Origin of the sequence: Erythrobacter sp. Dej080120_24, assembly GCF_036322605.1 — a bacterium.
GTDB classification, from domain to species: Bacteria; Pseudomonadota; Alphaproteobacteria; order Sphingomonadales; family Sphingomonadaceae; genus Erythrobacter; species Erythrobacter aurantius.
Genome location: NZ_AP027262.1, coordinates 2737592 through 2753143, shown reverse-complemented (window position 1 = coordinate 2753143; position 15552 = coordinate 2737592). Strand labels below are relative to the sequence as shown.

The 15552-nt window shown below is 61.2% G+C and carries 15 protein-coding genes; 8 read left to right on the top strand and 7 right to left on the bottom strand.

What is annotated here, in order from left to right; all coding sequences use genetic code 11:
• Positions 1 to 43: 43 nt before the first annotated feature.
• The 7 genes from AABA34_RS13275 to AABA34_RS13245 all read left to right on the top strand — a co-directional run bounded on the left by AABA34_RS13275 (position 44) and on the right by AABA34_RS13245 (position 6451).
• Positions 44 to 598: a DUF3617 domain-containing protein gene (locus AABA34_RS13275; RefSeq protein ID WP_338302998.1), complete on the top strand. Its 555-nt coding sequence runs from the start codon at positions 44 to 46 to the stop codon at positions 596 to 598.
• 116 nt (positions 599 to 714) lie between these two features.
• Positions 715 to 1500 (top strand): esterase/lipase family protein, encoded by a 786-nt coding sequence (locus tag AABA34_RS13270; RefSeq protein WP_051699966.1) that lies wholly within the window; start codon positions 715 to 717, stop codon positions 1498 to 1500.
• A gap of 94 nt (positions 1501 to 1594) precedes the next feature.
• Positions 1595 to 3046: a circularly permuted type 2 ATP-grasp protein gene (locus tag AABA34_RS13265; protein WP_338302997.1), complete on the top strand. Its 1452-nt coding sequence runs from the start codon at positions 1595 to 1597 to the stop codon at positions 3044 to 3046.
• A gap of 18 nt (positions 3047 to 3064) precedes the next feature.
• Positions 3065 to 4009: an alpha-E domain-containing protein gene (locus AABA34_RS13260; protein WP_338302996.1), complete on the top strand. Its 945-nt coding sequence runs from the start codon at positions 3065 to 3067 to the stop codon at positions 4007 to 4009.
• Between the two features lie 10 nt (positions 4010 to 4019).
• Positions 4020 to 4844, top strand: a complete 825-nt coding sequence (locus tag AABA34_RS13255) for a transglutaminase family protein (protein ID WP_034954950.1) — start codon at positions 4020 to 4022, stop codon at positions 4842 to 4844.
• Positions 4845 to 4909: 65 nt separating this feature from the next.
• On the top strand, positions 4910 to 5653 hold the full coding sequence (locus AABA34_RS13250; protein ID WP_034954948.1) for a peptidase: 744 nt from the start codon (positions 4910 to 4912) through the stop codon (positions 5651 to 5653).
• 174 nt (positions 5654 to 5827) lie between these two features.
• Positions 5828 to 6451 carry a response regulator transcription factor gene (locus AABA34_RS13245; protein ID WP_034954990.1) on the top strand — a complete coding sequence of 208 codons (624 nt, stop codon included), beginning with the start codon at positions 5828 to 5830 and terminating at the stop codon, positions 6449 to 6451.
• Between the two features lie 152 nt (positions 6452 to 6603).
• Here AABA34_RS13245 and AABA34_RS13240 read toward each other — a convergent pair whose 3' ends face one another.
• The 6 genes from AABA34_RS13240 to proC all read right to left on the bottom strand — a co-directional run bounded on the left by AABA34_RS13240 (position 6604) and on the right by proC (position 12009).
• Positions 6604 to 7341, bottom strand: coding sequence for an extensin-like domain-containing protein (locus tag AABA34_RS13240; protein ID WP_034954947.1), 738 nt, complete (start codon positions 7339 to 7341; stop codon positions 6604 to 6606).
• Between the two features lie 117 nt (positions 7342 to 7458).
• Complete coding sequence (locus AABA34_RS13235) at positions 7459 to 7848, bottom strand: VOC family protein (protein WP_252258271.1); 390 nt, start codon at positions 7846 to 7848, stop codon at positions 7459 to 7461.
• A 66-nt stretch (positions 7849 to 7914) separates the two neighbouring features.
• Positions 7915 to 8301 carry a hypothetical protein gene (locus tag AABA34_RS13230; protein WP_338302995.1) on the bottom strand — a complete coding sequence of 129 codons (387 nt, stop codon included), beginning with the start codon at positions 8299 to 8301 and terminating at the stop codon, positions 7915 to 7917.
• Between the two features lie 95 nt (positions 8302 to 8396).
• Positions 8397 to 9878, bottom strand: a complete 1482-nt coding sequence (putP, locus tag AABA34_RS13225) for a sodium/proline symporter PutP (protein ID WP_338302994.1) — start codon at positions 9876 to 9878, stop codon at positions 8397 to 8399.
• 56 nt (positions 9879 to 9934) lie between these two features.
• A complete protein-coding gene (locus tag AABA34_RS13220; protein WP_338302993.1) occupies positions 9935 to 11200 on the bottom strand; it encodes a glutamate-5-semialdehyde dehydrogenase in 1266 nt (421 codons plus the stop codon).
• A gap of 44 nt (positions 11201 to 11244) precedes the next feature.
• Entirely contained in the window at positions 11245 to 12009 is a 765-nt protein-coding gene (gene proC / locus AABA34_RS13215) for a pyrroline-5-carboxylate reductase (RefSeq protein WP_338302992.1), read from the bottom strand.
• A 200-nt stretch (positions 12010 to 12209) separates the two neighbouring features.
• Here proC and proB point away from each other — a divergent pair, with 200 nt between their 5' ends.
• Complete coding sequence (gene proB, locus AABA34_RS13210; RefSeq protein WP_338302991.1) at positions 12210 to 13355, top strand: glutamate 5-kinase; 1146 nt, start codon at positions 12210 to 12212, stop codon at positions 13353 to 13355.
• An 18-nt stretch (positions 13356 to 13373) separates the two neighbouring features.
• Here the strand turns inward: proB and typA are convergent, their stop codons facing one another.
• Positions 13374 to 15215, bottom strand: coding sequence for a translational GTPase TypA (typA, locus tag AABA34_RS13205; protein WP_338302990.1), 1842 nt, complete (start codon positions 15213 to 15215; stop codon positions 13374 to 13376).
• Positions 15216 to 15552 lie beyond the last annotated feature (337 nt).

Sequence of the window (15552 nt, the reverse complement as noted above, 5' to 3'; positions counted from 1 at the left end):
CCGGCTCTACCGTCAGGCTTTGTGCAATGAGGGAGGGTTTTCAATGAAATATTCAGCGCGCTTCGCGCTTCTGGCGCTCGGTTCGGCCATCGCGCTCGCCGCGTGTGGTGACAGCGGAACCGCCGACGCCGATGGAGATGGCACCATCTCTGCCGATGAAATGCGCGACGAAATGGCCCGTGACGGCGCGAACCTGCGTCCCGATCCGGGCAATTACAAGGTCACCATGACCCTTTCGAAAGCCGAAATTCCGGGCGCTCCTCCGCAGATGATGGAGATGATGGGCTCGATGATGAACAACACGTTCGAGTATTGCCTGACCCCCGAAGAAGCCGAAAAAGGCTTCGAGGAGTCGCTGACCGAGGGGCAGGATGAAAGCTGCAAGATTGAGCAGTTCAACCTTGATGGTGGCAAGATCGAAATGGCGATGTCTTGCAGCCCGGCCGAGGGCGGCGAGATGCGGATGACCATGAATGGCAACGTCAGCCCGACAAAGTCCGATATCAACGTTGTCACCCAGGGCAATATTGCCGGCATGGGCGAAGCCAACATCGAAATGAGCATGGTTCAGGAACGTATCGGCGATTGCGAAGGCTGATCGCCGGTAACACCGGATGCCAAAGGGGCGGGGCGGCGAGGCCGATCCCGCCCTTTTTCATTGCACCGCCAGCGGCTTCACCCGATATTCAGGGCAATGGGCCATAAGAGGGCGTCATGGACCTGCGCGACACAATCCGGGAAAAGTCGAAAGCCGCTCTTGCTGAAAGCGAGATCGCGCGCCGCATCGCGCTCGCCTCAGAAGCCCATCCGGATGAAGAGCAGGGCAAGCCCACCTTGCTGCGCCTTGCCGGGGAGCTGGAACTGCTGATCGAGCCTGCGCGCAGGCTGGTGCGCAGGATCGACATTCCGCAGGCGCAGAACCCGCAGACGATCATCCTGCTGCCCGGTTTCGGTCATGGCCCCAACCGGATGCGCTATATGGCTCAGCAACTCGAAGCCGCCGGACACCGCTGCAAACGCTGGGGTCTTGGGCGCAACTGGGGCGTGGCCGCAGAGGCGATGGAGCGGCTTGAGGCGCGCCTGGTTGACGTGGTCGAACGGTATGAGGAGCCCGTCGCGCTGGTCGGTTGGAGCCTCGGCGGGCTCTATGCGCGCGAACTGGCCAAACGCCACCCGCTGTGCGTGTCCAAGGTGATCACGATGGGATCGCCCTTTTCCGGAAGCCCGCGCGCGAACAATGTCTGGCGGGTGTATCAGGCGATCACCGGGCACAGCGTCGATGCGCCGCCAATCGAAGCCGATCTGGCCGCAAAGCCTCCGGTCGAAACGATCGCCTTGTGGAGTGCCAATGACGGCGCGATCGGCCCCCGCAGCGCGGCGGGCAAGCCGGGTGAGAGGGACCGGGCGATAGCCCTGCGCTGCACCCATTCGGGCTTCACCTATGCCCCGCAGTCGATCCTGACGGTGCTCAACGAGCTGGACCGCCCGAAGCTCGGGTGAATTCCCTGCTTTTCGGGCGAATTTCTGCCCTTTTCTTTCGCTTTCCCTTGGTTATGGTGTCACTTCGCAAGTGCAGCGAAAACAGCGGGGATCAATGGCCGGCGAGCCAATCGAAAAATCAGGCAATTTTGACGAGATGCACGATCCGTCGGGCAACACGCGTCCGGCCTATGCCGATTACTGCACCTGGTACAAGGAACAGGAACCCGCCTACCTCAAGCGCAAGAATTCCGAAGCCGACGAAAGTTTCCGCCGCACCGGCATCACCTTCAACGTCTATGGCGAGGATGAGGCGGAAGAACGGCTGATCCCGTTCGACATGGTGCCGCGCATCATCACCGCGGCCGAATGGCGCCGGCTGACGCGCGGGATCGAACAGCGTGTGCGCGCGCTCAACTCCTTTCTGTACGATCTCTATCACCGTCAGGAGATCGTGCGCGCCGGGCGACTGCCCGAACGTCTGCTGCGCGACAATGCGGCATGGCTGCCCAACATGGTGGGAATGACGCCGCCGGGCGGCATCTACACCCATATCGTCGGCATCGATCTGGTCCGCACCGGCCCGGACGAATTCTTCGTGCTGGAAGACAACGCCCGCACGCCTTCGGGTGTGTCCTACATGCTTGAAAACCGCGAAACGATGATGGCGATGTTCCCCGACCTGTTCAGCCGGGTCGCGGTGGAGCAGGTATCCAATTATCCGCGCCGCCTTGCGCGCAGCCTTGCTGCCTGCGCCCCGCCGAAATTCGACGCGGCAGGTGGGCGCAAGCCGAATGTCGCGGTGTTGACGCCGGGCATCTACAATTCGGCCTATTTCGAACACGCCTTTTTGGCTGACCAGATGGGGGCCGAACTGGTCGAAGGCACCGATCTGCGCGTCGTCGGCGGGCGCGTGCAGATGCGCACCACGCGCGGATTCGAGCCGGTCGATGTGCTCTATCGCCGCGTCGATGACGATTACCTCGATCCGCTGACATTCGAGCCGGACAGCGTGCTGGGCGTGCCGGGCATCATGGATGTCTACCGTTCGGGCGGGATCACCATCGCAAACGCGCCGGGAACGGGCGTGTCCGACGACAAGGCGATCTATTCCTTCATGCCCGAGATCGTCGAATTCTACACCGGCGAAAAGCCGCTGCTGCCGAATGTCCAGACATGGCGCTGCGCCGATCCGGACAGCCTAGCCTATGTGCTCGACAACCTTGACGAATTGGTGGTGAAGGAAGTGCACGGTTCGGGCGGATACGGCATGCTGATCGGCCCGACCGCGACAAAGAAGGAAATCCGTGCCTTCCGGGCCAAGCTGGAGGCCAACCCGCAGAACTACATCGCCCAGCCCACGCTGTCGCTGTCGACCTGCCCGATCTACACGCGCGCCGGGCTGGCTCCGCGCCATGTCGATTTGCGCCCGTTTGTGCTGGTTTCGCCCGAGGGGATCGATATCACCCCCGGCGGGCTGACGCGGGTGGCGCTCAAGAAGGGGTCGCTGGTGGTCAATTCCTCGCAAGGGGGCGGCACCAAGGACACCTGGGTGCTGAAGGACTAGTATGGGGAGCGACACGCCATGCTAGGCCGGACAGCCAACGGATTGTTCTGGATGTTCCGCTATCTCGAACGGGCGGAAAACACCGGGCGTCTGCTCGATGCAGGGCTCCGCATGGCCCTGACCCGCGATGTCGAAACCGCGCAGGAGGAATGGCGCTCGGTCATTTCGACGCTGGGGCTGAAGACCCAGTACGAAGCGGTGCACGTTTCCTACGACGGGCAATCGGTGTGGAACTTCGTCCTGCGCGACCGGGCGAACCCTGCCAATGTGCGCGAGATGTTTTCGGCCGTGCGCACCAATGCCCGGCTGGCGCGCACCCAGATTTCGACGCAGGTCTGGGAAGCGGTCAACGAAAACTGGATGAAGCTCGACAAGCTGCTGGCGCGTCCGGTGACGCAATCGGGGCTGGGGCAGGTCGTGACGCGGCTGCGCCGCACCGGCACTCAGGTGCATGGGGCGCTCGACGGGTCGATGCTTCGCAACGAAGGCTATCACTTCGCGCGAGCCGGTACCTTCATTGAACGCGGCGACAGCACGGCACGCATTCTCGACATGAAATATTACCTGCTGTTGCCATCGCTGTCCTATGTCGGGTCCAGCCTCGACACCGGGCAATGGGATCAGGTGCTGCGATCTGTCGCCGGGGCAAGCGCATACAGTTGGCTCAACGCGGGGCAGATCGAGGCACGCGGCATCGTCGAATTCCTGGTGCTGGACGAGCGTTTCCCGCGCAGCCTCGCCTTTTGCCGCAGCGCGCTGCGCGACAATCTCGCGGCGCTGGCTCGCATGCACGGCAGTGAAGGCAGGTGCAACGCGTTGATGCAGGATGCGGACAAGCACATCAGCGATCTGACCGTCGAACGGATTTTCGATCAGGGCCTGCACGAATTCCTGATCGATTTCATGGCGCGCAATTCCGCCATCGCCGAGGCCATCGGCGAAGATTACCGGTTTCTGGCATGAGGCGGACCCAATGAAACTCGCGATCCGTCATACCACGCGTTACGCCTTTTCGACCCCGGTGGTTCACGCGCTGCAACGTCTGCGGCTTACGCCCAAGGAAACGCAGGGTCAGAAAATCCTGAATTGGGAAATGCGCTATGAAAACGCGCATCTCGAACTCGAATATGACGATCAGAATTACAACACGGTCACCCTGATCGGGGTCAATTCCGGGGCCAGCGAGGTGACCGTTACCTGCAGCGGCATGGTGGAGACGCAGGACAATGCGGGTGTGATCGGCCGCCACGCGGGCCATCTGCCGCTGTGGAGCTTCCTCGGCCAGACGAGGCTTACCAAGCCCGGCCCGAAATTGCGGGCGCTCGTGCGCGAGTTGCCAGCGCCAAGCGAAGATGCGCTGCTGGATTACCTTCACGCCCTGTCCGCCCGCATTCGCGACGGCGTTACCTATGAAACGGGCAAGACGCAGGTTGGCACCACGGCGGAAGAAGCGGCGGCGAGCGGGCATGGTGTTTGTCAGGATCACGCGCATATCTTCATCGGGGCCGCACGGCTTGCGGGGATACCGGCGCGCTATGTCAGCGGCTATCTGATGATGAACGACCGGATCGAGCAGGAAGCGACCCACGCCTGGGCTGAAGCGCATATCGAAGGGCTGGGCTGGGTCGGGTTCGACATCTCGAACGGGATCAGCCCCGATCCGCGCTATGTCAGGGTGGCGACCGGAAGGGATTATCGCGATGCCGCGCCAGTCACCGGAATCAGCTTCGGCGGCACCGAACAAGTGTTGACGGTTGATGTCGCGGTGGAGCAGCAGCAGGAACAGGAAAGCCAATAGCAATTGTGCTTTCGGCGCTGGTCGGCCCGGTATAGTTGCGCGCCAGATCATCTGGAGATTCTCGAATGACCTATTGCGTTGGAATGGTGCTCGACAAGGGGCTGGTCCTGATGAGCGACACCCGCACCAATTCGGGCGTCGACAACATTTCCGTGTTTCGCAAGATGTTCTCCTGGCAGGTGCCGGGCGACAGGATGATCGCCGTGATGACGGCAGGAAATCTTGCCACGACGCAGGCCGTCATCAGCAAGCTGGAAGAACGCACCAAGGAACCCGATGAGCGCAACAACACGCTGATCAAGGGCAAGACGATGTTCACCGTCGCGACCGAGATCGGACGCCTGCTGCGCGCGACCATCGACGAGGCGCAATCCGCCAATGGCACCAAGGGCAGCGGCCGGTTCACCGCCTCGATCATCCTCGCCGGACAGATCGCAGGCATGGAGCCGCGTCTGTTCATGATCTACCCCGAAGGCAATTTCATCGAAGCCAGCTGGGACACGCCGTTCTTCCAGATCGGGGAGACCAAGTACGGCCGTCCCATCATCATTCGCGGCTACGATCGCGGGATGAGCTTTGAAGACGCGGTGAAGCTGTTGATGGTTTCGTTCGATTCCACGCTCAAGGCGAACCTTTCGGTGGGTCTCCCGCTGGATCTGCTGGTGATCGGCAAGGATGATTTTGCGCCGACCCACGAGCGCCGTGTGACGCAGGACGATCCCTACTTCAACGAGATATCCTCGACTTGGGGCGATGCCTTGCGCTCGGCGTTCTATTCCTTGCCGGATTATCGTTTCGAAGAACGGTAAAGCGCCCGGCTCCGACATTATCCCTAGAGAGGAATACTTACGGATTTTCTGGTTCGTTTCGGAGGTATTTTTACTAGGGATTTGAATATTTTGCGTGTGTTTTGATCGGGCATTGCTCCATATCGGGTGTAGTGCTGGATGATTTACCGGTTGGTAGCGGTCACCACCGAAATCATGACACGCAAAGCCCAACTCCACTTCATCGATTCAGACTCCCGCCACCGGGCCGAATTGGCGCGGGTCGGGTTTGATCTGGGCCACCATTCCGAAGTTTACGGGGACCTCTCCGAACTTGGGGCCCATCCGCCACGCGAAGGTATCATCATTGCCCGCGACACGCCGGAAGAAGGCGGCATCTCGATGATCCTCGATCGTCTGAGCCGGCTCGGCATCTGGTTGCCGGTGATCGCAGTGGATACTGATCCTGCGCCAAACCGGATCGTCTCGGCGATCAAGGCCGGGGCGCTCGATTACCTGCCTTTGCCGCTGGATGCAGAGCGCTTTGACCGGTGCTTGACCAGGATCGAGAAAGAAGCCGAGGTGTTCGGAGAGGCTCGCCGTCGCATGATCGAAGCGCGAGACCGTATCGCCAGCCTTTCCGAGCGTGAACGCGAAGTGCTCGAATGGCTTTCGGAAGGCAGCAGCAACAAGGTCATAGCGCGGGAACTGGAAATCAGCCCGCGCACGGTTGAAATTCACCGGGCCAACATGATGCACAAGCTGGGCGCGCGCCATGCTGCCGAAGCCGTTCGATTGCGGCTGGAGGCCAAGCTGGAGCCCAAGATCGAAGTTCAGTGAATCAGACGCATCGCGTTCAGGCGGCTATGTTCGCCACAGCGCCGATCCCCACCTTTCCTGAGAGGCACCTTACCCGATAGCCTCTCGGTGCCCACGCGGCCCCGGTATCGCCCCCGATGCTGGGGCCGCGATACGTCCGGGCGGAAACCGCTCTAACGGCAGAAGCTTGAGCCGGTGCCTTCCAGATGGAAGTGATCTTCGTGCGCGCGATTGTATTCCGGGCCGAGCACCGTGCCAAAGCGCTTGCAAGCGCTGCGATGGACAACACGCAGAAATTCTCGTTCGGCAGCAGTTCCGCCGTTCCAGTCTTCGGTCAGTGTGATCCGGCGACCGTCTTCGAGTACAAACCCGGACACGTCGATCGCCTCGGCACTGGCATGGGCTGAACGCCGCGTTGATCCGGCGACATTGCGGCAGGCGTAGCTGCCCATCGTCTCGATCCGGGCAAGCGGGCTGCCAAGTATCTGGCGCGCGGCGCGGTCAACGCCAAAGCGCGCCCAATTGGTAAAGGCGCTGGCGACACGGCATTGCACCGGGCCGATATTGCTGATTCCGAATTGTGTGTCGTCGCCCGAAAGTGCGGACAATTGCACTGTGCCAAGCTTGTTGCAGCCCGGCCCTGCATAGGTGTCGGGAAGCGGATTGAACCGGGCTCCAGCGGCACTGAGATCGCTGAGGCATGATGCGTCTTCCGGTCTTGCCGCGAAGCTCTGCGGGGCAGATGCGATGCGTCCTTGCGGAGCGCGGGTGTATTGGGTGCGCTCGCTTGACCCTGCGCTTGCGGTTGCAGGCGCTGGTCCACTGCTCGCCGGTATGACGGAACCGCACCCGGCCAGCGCGAGGGCGGCGATAGTGGTGGCAAAGGCCCTGAAAGAGATCCGGACAGTCATGATTAGGGACTAGTACCGAGAATTGGTTAACGGACCGGTAATCGACACGGCAAATCCTTGCCTGATGTCGAGCTACGCGATTACCCGTATGTCAGTCGGGCCCTATCGAGGGTGCGATCAGGGAAGTTCGTCAGCAACCTGTTCCCAGAGCTCGATCTTCACCCCGTTGGGATCGAGGATCCAGGCGAATTTGCCGTAACCTTCGTCTGCCGTGTCGAGAACCTCGACATCGCGAGACTTGAGCAATTCGACGAAGCCATCGAGATCGTTCACTCTCAGGTTGATCATGAACCCGCCTTTGCCCGGCTGGATGTACTGATCGTCGGGAAAGTGGCTGATCAGCGAATAGGGGTGCTGCCTTGGCTCGTCAGACCATGCCAGTTGCGGCCCATAATCGCCTTCAAGGCCAAGCTTGTCGCGGTACCATGCGCGGGTCGCTTCCGGATCGCCAGCGACGTAGAATACGCCGCCTAGTCCGGTCACCCGCGGAGCGTCATTCTTGCTCATCGTCTTGCTCCTCTTCCCCAGATGCCATGATGACGCAATCAGGGGGACGAGGGAAGGGTAGAGGGATCAGCGGGCGTGCAAGGCGACCTTTTCGATCCAATCGCGGTCAATCTGGCCTTCAACCCTGGCGACTTCTTCCATGCCTTTGAAGGCAATCAGGGCCGGAGCCTGTCCCACGGAATGTGCCGCAAGGAACTTCGCCTGATCAGCCGGATCCAGCCGGACATAAAGCACATCTGCCGATGGTCCGTGTTCTGACCACTCCTGCATCAGATCTGCCGATATTGTCGCGCCGTCGATCGCGACCACGATGGTTCGTCCCTTTTTCTGGGCCATCATGAATTCGACTTCGTCATAGGCCGTCCAGCCGGTTTGGCCGGCTTGTGCGCTCAGTTGCATTGCTCCGACGACAAGAGCGCCAATGGCGGCGATGATCAGGAACAGGCGGGTCATGGGGCGCTCCGATAGGGCAAGGAAACCGGCGGAATGCCGATCACTTCCACGCGCAGTTCGCGGGCCGCATCCGAATGGTTACGGATTTTCCGAAATCATTGCGCGGGTTGAGCCTTCGGATTGTTGCCCTCGGTCGCCTTGCTGACGACAACAATTGCGATCCACGCGGCGATGAAACCGGGCACGATTTCATACAGCCCTTCGCCGCCCATAAAGCTGGAATTCCAGCCCATTGCGATCCAGCCGCCGGCGACTACGGCGCCCGTCACAAGGCCCGCAACCGCGCCGGCACCGGTCATCCCGCGCCAGGTCAGCGCCAGTATGATCAACGGGCCGAAAGCTGCCCCGAAACCTGCCCATGCATTGGAGACAAGCCCCAGGACCTGCGAATTGGGATCGCTCGCCATGATGATCGCGGCAATCGCCACCAGCGCAACGCAGACGCGTCCGACGTTTACAGCTTCCCGCTCACTGGCGTTCTTGCGCAGGAACAGGCGGTAGAAATCCTCTGTCAGCGAGCTTGAGGACACCAGCAATTGCGACGAAATCGTGCTCATGATCGCGGCCAGCAATGCGGCGAACAAGAACCCGGTTACGGCCGGATGGAACAGCAGTTCGGCGAGCACTATGAACACCGTCTCCGCATCCTCCACCACAAGCCCGTTGCGTTCGACATAGGCGCGTCCGGCCATGCCCACGCCCACTGCGCCAAGCAGCGAGACCGCCATCCATGACAAGCCATAGGTGCGGGCGCGTGCCACTTTTTCGACCGAAGAGATCGCCATGAAGCGCACGATGATGTGCGGCTGGCCGAAATAGCCAAGTCCCCATGTCACCGCGCTGATGAAGCCGAGCAGGGTCAAACCTTCGGTGAAACTGAGAAAACCGTCCACCGGCACTTCCGCCAGCGATCCGCCCGCCGTGCCTCCCGGCCCGAACATGACCACCAATGGCATGACGATCAGCGCGATCATCATGATCAGACCTTGCACGAAATCGGTCAGGCTCACTGCGAGGAACCCGCCGATCATGGTGTAGGCAAGCACGATGCCGGCGGTAATCAGGATGCCGAGCATGTAATCGCTCATGCCCGTGTTCGGCAGCACGCCGGCAAAGGCTGTTTCGAACAGCTTTCCTCCGCCGACCAATCCTGCGGCGGTGTAGACCGTGAAGAACACCACGATGACGATCGCGCTGATCACGCGCAAATTGGTGCCCTGTTCGGGAAAGCGGTTGGCGAGAAATTGCGGGATTGTCAGCGCGTTGCCGTAGCTTTCGGTTTGCTCGCGCAACCGCGGGGCTACCACGATCCAGTTGACGACAGCGCCCACGAACAGCCCGATCCCGATCCATGCGGCCGAAAGCCCAGCCAGATACAGCGCGCCCGGAAGGCCCAGTAGCAGCCATCCCGACATGTCCGATGCCCCGGCTGAAAGCGCCGCCACGGCAGGCGGCAGGTTTCGTCCGGCGAGCAGATATCCTTCTGAATCCTCGGTCGATTTCTTCCAGGCGTAAAGCCCGATGGCGAGCATCAGTATGAAATAGGCGGCAAGCGAGGCGAGAGTGGCTGAGTTCATGACAAAGGGCACCAATCAGGTGTTGAAGGGATCAGAAGACGAGAAAATGCGATGTGTCAGGGACGAACCTGACCGGATCCGTGCACCAGGTATTTGAAGCTGCACAATTGTTCCAACCCCACCGGGCCGCGCGCGTGCATCTTGCCGGTTGCTATGCCGATTTCCGCACCCATGCCGAATTCGCCGCCGTCGGAGAATTGCGTCGATGCGTTGTGCATCACCACCGCGCTGTCGATCGCGGTCATGAACCGCCGCGCGGCATCCGCGTCTTCGGTGATGATCGCATCGGTGTGCGCGCTCGAATGATCGGCGACCCAGCCGATTGCTTCGTCTAGACCATCGACCACCTTCACGCTGGCGATGGGGCCGAGGTATTCGGTGTTCCAGTCCTCCTCGCTTGCGGGGAGGATGGTGGAGGAGATCGCCACCGCGCGGGCATCGCCGCGCAATTCGCAATCCGCGCCAAGCGTTTCGACCAGCTTCGGAATGAAGCTTTCGGCGATCGCGCTGTCGATCACCAGGCTTTCGGTCGCGCCGCAAATTCCGGTGCGCCGCAGCTTGGCGTTGCGGATGATCGCGGCGGCCTTGTCGAGGTCGGCGGCTGCATGGACATAGGTGTGGCAGTTGCCATCGAGGTGCAGCAGCGTGGGAACCTTGGCCTCGTCGCGCACCAGCTCTGTCAGGCCTCGCCCTCCGCGCGGGATGACCAGATCGATGTGATCCACCGCACGCAACAATTCGGCCACGGCCTCGCGCGCAGTGGTGCCGACGGTCTGCACTGCATCCTCGGGCAGTCCGGCTGCGGCGAGCCCTGCGCGCATGCAGGCCACAATTTCGCGGGTCGAATGGCGGCTTTCCGATCCGCCGCGCAGGATCACCGCATTGCCGGATTTGAGGCACAGCGCGCTCGCATCGGCACCGACATTCGGGCGCGATTCATAGATCATGCCGATCACGCCGATGGGCACGGCAACACGTTCGATCTTCAGGCCGTTGGGCCGATCAAAGGTCGCCAGCACTCGGCCAACCGGATCGGGAAGGGCGGCGATTTCCTCAAGCGCGCGGGCCATGCCTTCGATCCGGGCCTCATCCAGCATCAGCCGGTCAATGAAGGCATCGGGCTTCGTCCCGCGCACGCTGTCGACGTCTTTGGTGTTGGCTTCGATCAGTTGCGCGGTCCGGCTGCGCAGCGCTTTTGCCGCTTCTGTCAGCGCAAGGTTCTTGGCCTCGGTCGAAGCAGCAGCAAGGCGGCGCGTGGCCGCGCGGGCGCGTTCACCCAGTTCAATGATATGCATGGCAGGGTCTTGGCTTTGGTCGTTCATCTTTTCCCTCTTATTCCGAATTGCGAAGGCGCGCTTGTTTTTTCTCAGCGCAGCTCTTCGGCGCGGGCGTAGGCCGCGCGCAGTGTGTCGCGGATCAGTCCGCTGAATTGGTCATCGCCGTTGAGCGCGGCGAGGCCGGCGGCGGTCGTCCCACCCTTGCTGGTGACGGAGTTGCGCAAGGCTTCCAGCGGCTCCCCGGTCTGCTGCGCCATGGCGAGCGTGCCCTGCATCGTGCCAAGCACCATGCGCCGGGCATCCGCCTCGTTAAAGCCCAGTTCCATCGCCGCTTCGACATAGGCGCGTGCCATTTCGAAGACATAGCCCGGACCGGAGCCTGCAACCGCCGTGACCCGATCGAGCGCGTCTTCGCTTTCCACCTCGATCACCGTTCCGGTGCGTTGCATCAGCGCGCGCGCCTGATCGAGCCGGGCAGGGGGCACGTCATCGCTGGCGCAGATCCCGCTTACTCCGGCGCCGACAGCTGCGGGCAAATTGGGCATCACCCGGATGACCGGTCGCCCCCCGCATGCGCGCTTCAACCGGTCGATCGTGCACCCCGCGGCAATGGACAGCAAAGCGCCGTCTTCGGCAAAACAGTCCCGGTAAAGCGGAACGATATCGTCGATCTGCTGCGGCTTGATGGCGACGACCACAATGTCGAAGCGGTGGCCTTCGATGGCCTCCACCCCTTTTGCGAGCCGGGTTCCTTCGGGCGCGGAATCGAGGAACGGATCAACTATAGTGAAGTCATCGTTCCCATTATTCCAAAAAGAGAGGAGTGATCCTCCCATCTTTCCGCAGCCTATCATTAGAATATTCAAATCAAAATCCGTAAAAATCTACAATGTCAAATTCAAAATACCCGAGAGAAAAAGTTTACTAGAAACAATATTACTGAATACATCGATACAAGTTTTGTTAATAGAAATTTGAAATCGGGTGGTTGTGCGATGCACAACGGCTAACTAGATGGCGTTCTGAATTTTTCAAGAGATTTACAGGATTAAGTGTGTCTGAGAACAAGAAACTTGTCGTCAAAGTGGGATCCAGCCTGCTTGCCAACTCCGATTTGCTCACCCCCCGTTTCGGATTCATGCAAAGGCTGCTGGAGGACATCGCCCGGCTCAAATCCGATGGCTACGATGTGATCCTGTGTTCATCCGGCGCAGTAGCTCTGGGTATGCGGCTGGTCGGGGAGACGCCGGAAACCGCCGGGCTGAGCGACAAGCAAGCCGCCGCAGCTTGCGGAATGCCGCTGTTGCTCAACGCCTACAAGCAAGTCGGCCACGAATTCGGGATGAAGATCGCCCAGATCCTCGTCACGCTCGGTGACTTCGAGGATCATCGCCGCTTCCTCAACACCAAGAACACGCTGCATCGCCTGCTCAAATCATCCATCGTGCCGGTCGTGAACGAAAACGACACGATCACGACCGAGGAAATCCGCGTTGGCGACAACGATCGGCTGGCGGCGAAGATCGCGCAGATGGTCGGCGCGGACGAATTCATCATCCTGACCGGCGTCGACGGCCTTTTCGATCGCGATCCGTCGGAAGAAGGCGCCCGGCTGGTCGAGCGGGTCGAGGATGTGAACGAGTATCTGGATGCGGCCAGCGGTGTCAGCAGCCTCGGAACCGGGGGCATGTTCACCAAGCTCCAGGCTGCCAACATGGCGCAGAACAGCGGCTGCACCACCTACATCGCCAATGGCGAAGCGGAACGGCCACTGTCATCGATTGTCCGGGGCGAACGGCTCTGCACCGTCTGCGTCGCGCACGATAAGCCGATGTCCGGCTGGCGCGCATGGCTGGCGGACCGCTTGCAGATGGCGGGTGCACTGGTGCTGCATGATGCCGCCGCCGCCAAGCTCGGACAGGGAGAGCCGATCACCCGCCTAGACATCGCTTCGCTCGACGGCGATTTCAGCCGTGGCGACGTACTCCACATCTACGATGCGAGCGGCAAGGAGCTGGCCCGCGGGCTCAGCGATTTCTCCTCGGAGGAAACCCGCGTGCTGGTCAACAATCCCGACTTGCCTGCCGATCAGCTGCTTGGGTTCCAGACCGATGCAGAGCTGATCCGGCCGAACAATCTGGTGCTGGTGGATGGCCGGCACATCCCGTGGGATGCGCCGGAATCCGCTTTGGTGGCCTGATGCAGGCCATCGGGCCTATCACGCCTTGGCGCGCTTGGCCTTCTTGCGCTCGTGCGGGCACAGCAGGGTCTTGCGCAGCCGGATGCTCTTGGGCGTCACTTCGACCATTTCATCGTCGTCGATATAGGCGATTGCCTGCTCAAGGCTCATCCGGCGCGGCGGGGTGAGGCGGATTGCGTCATCCTTGCCGCTCGAACGGATGTTGGTGAGCTGCTTGGCCTTGAGCGGGTTTACTTCGAGATCGTCGGGCTTGGCGTTTTCGCCGATGATCATGCCTTCATAAACCTTCATCTGCGGGCCGATGAACAGCTCGCCGCGCTCTTCGAGCGAGTTGAGCGCATAGGCCACGCTTTCACCATCGCCATTGGAGATGAGGACGCCGTTGATACGCCCTTCGATCGGGCCTTTGTAGGGGCCGTATTTCTCGAACAGGCGGTTCATGATGCCGGTGCCGCGCGTGTCGGACAGGAATTCGCCATGGTATCCGATCAGGCCGCGCGACGGGGCGGAGAAGGTGATGCGAGTCTTGCCCTGGCCTGACGGGCGCATTTCGGTGAGGTCGGCCTTGCGGCGCTGCATCTTCTCGACAACCGTACCAGAATGCTCGTCATCCACATCGATGACGACCGTTTCGTAAGGCTCGGTGCGCTGACCACCTTCTTCGCGGAACAGCACCTTGGGGCGGCTGATGCCGAGTTCGAAACCTTCGCGGCGCATGGTTTCGATCAGCACGCCCAGCTGCAATTCGCCGCGCCCGGCGACTTCATAGGCGTCCTTGTCCTCGGCCTCGGTCACGCGGATCGCAACGTTGGTTTCCGCCTCACGCAGCAGACGGTCGCGGATCATGCGGCTCGTCACCTTGTCGCCTTCGCGCCCGGCCAGCGGGCTGTCGTTGACGCTGAAGCGCATCGCCAGCGTCGGCGGGTCAATCGGCTGCGCGGCAATCGGTTCGTTGACGCTGGGATCGCAGATGGTGTTGGCGACGGTCGCCTTTTCAAGCCCGGCAAGCGCGATGATATCGCCCGCCTGCGCGCTTTCGACCGGCACACGCTCAAGACCTCGGAAAGACATCAGCTTGGTCGCGCGGCCGACCTCGACAACCTTACCGTCGCGGTCGATCGCGTGGATCGGATCGTTCAGCTTGACCCGGCCCGATTGCACCCGGCCCGTGAGGACGCGGCCCATGAAATTGTCGCGGTCGAGCAGCGTGGCGAGGAAGCTGAACTTCGCCTCTGTATCGAGGCCCGGTGGCGGAACGTGGTCGACGATCAGCTTGAACAGCGGCTGGAGATCGCCTGAACGGGCGGTTTCGTCATCGCTGGCATAGCCATCGCGGCCCGATGCCCAGAGCGAGGGGAAGTCAAGCTGTTCGTCAGTCGCGTCAAGCGATGCGAACAGGTCGAACACCTCGTCCAGCACTTCTTGCGGGCGGCCATCGGGACGGTCGATCTTGTTGACGACCACAATTGGACGCAGGCCCAGCGCCAGCGCCTTGCCGGTCACGAATTTGGTCTGCGGCATCGCGCCTTCGGCGCTGTCGACCAGCAGGATAACCCCGTCGACCATGCTCAGGATGCGCTCCACTTCCGCGCCGAAGTCGGCGTGGCCGGGGGTGTCGACGATGTTGATCCGGGTGACTTCACCATCCGGGCCTTCCCATTCGACACTGGTGCATTTCGCAAGGATGGTGATCCCGCGTTCCTTTTCGAGATCGCCCGAATCCATCGCGCGTTCCTCGATCCGCTGGTTCTCGCGGAAAGTGCCCGATTGGCGGAACAATTGGTCAACCAAGGTGGTCTTTCCGTGGTCAACGTGAGCGATAATGGCGACATTCCGCAGCGAAGTGGGCGCTTTTGACATGAGGCGGTATTTTTCCGTCAGGGCCGAATTGCCGCAGGCAATCCAGGAAATGGGGCGTGGTGATTACGCGGAGTGGGTGCATTCACGGTGCAACCGCAGCAAAACCATCGACGCTACGGAAAGCTTTCGGCGTCGCAGGGATGTGTTGCATTGCACCATGGGTGAAATCGATGGCGCGCCTAGCGCACAGTGCGCCGCGCGGCAAGCTTTGACGCGCCCCGAGGGGGATCACAAACCTGCTTTTGGTGTGACGGTGCTGCAACAATGCGCCGGAGTCCCTCGCAAAACCGGGGTTTTGCCGCTTGTCGGTGATGCAACACTCGCCTATCACAACGAC

What these genes read in the sequence shown, in the direction of transcription:
- AABA34_RS13250 (WP_034954948.1), top strand. Translation starts at nt 4,910, where the DNA reads ATGACCTATTGCGTTGGAATGGTGCTCGACAAGGGGCTGGTCCTGATG.
- putP (WP_338302994.1), bottom strand. Translation starts at nt 9,878, where the DNA reads ATGAACTCAGCCACTCTCGCCTCGCTTGCCGCCTATTTCATACTGATG.
- AABA34_RS13255 (WP_034954950.1), top strand. Translation starts at nt 4,020, where the DNA reads ATGAAACTCGCGATCCGTCATACCACGCGTTACGCCTTTTCGACCCCG.
- AABA34_RS13230 (WP_338302995.1), bottom strand. Translation starts at nt 8,301, where the DNA reads ATGACCCGCCTGTTCCTGATCATCGCCGCCATTGGCGCTCTTGTCGTC.
- AABA34_RS13220 (WP_338302993.1), bottom strand. Translation starts at nt 11,200, where the DNA reads ATGAACGACCAAAGCCAAGACCCTGCCATGCATATCATTGAACTGGGT.
- AABA34_RS13240 (WP_034954947.1), bottom strand. Translation starts at nt 7,341, where the DNA reads ATGACTGTCCGGATCTCTTTCAGGGCCTTTGCCACCACTATCGCCGCC.
- AABA34_RS13270 (WP_051699966.1), top strand. Translation starts at nt 715, where the DNA reads ATGGACCTGCGCGACACAATCCGGGAAAAGTCGAAAGCCGCTCTTGCT.
- AABA34_RS13245 (WP_034954990.1), top strand. Translation starts at nt 5,828, where the DNA reads ATGACACGCAAAGCCCAACTCCACTTCATCGATTCAGACTCCCGCCAC.
- AABA34_RS13260 (WP_338302996.1), top strand. Translation starts at nt 3,065, where the DNA reads ATGCTAGGCCGGACAGCCAACGGATTGTTCTGGATGTTCCGCTATCTC.
- AABA34_RS13235 (WP_252258271.1), bottom strand. Translation starts at nt 7,848, where the DNA reads ATGAGCAAGAATGACGCTCCGCGGGTGACCGGACTAGGCGGCGTATTC.
- AABA34_RS13265 (WP_338302997.1), top strand. Translation starts at nt 1,595, where the DNA reads ATGGCCGGCGAGCCAATCGAAAAATCAGGCAATTTTGACGAGATGCAC.
- typA (WP_338302990.1), bottom strand. Translation starts at nt 15,215, where the DNA reads ATGTCAAAAGCGCCCACTTCGCTGCGGAATGTCGCCATTATCGCTCAC.
- proC (WP_338302992.1), bottom strand. Translation starts at nt 12,009, where the DNA reads ATGATAGGCTGCGGAAAGATGGGAGGATCACTCCTCTCTTTTTGGAAT.
- AABA34_RS13275 (WP_338302998.1), top strand. Translation starts at nt 44, where the DNA reads ATGAAATATTCAGCGCGCTTCGCGCTTCTGGCGCTCGGTTCGGCCATC.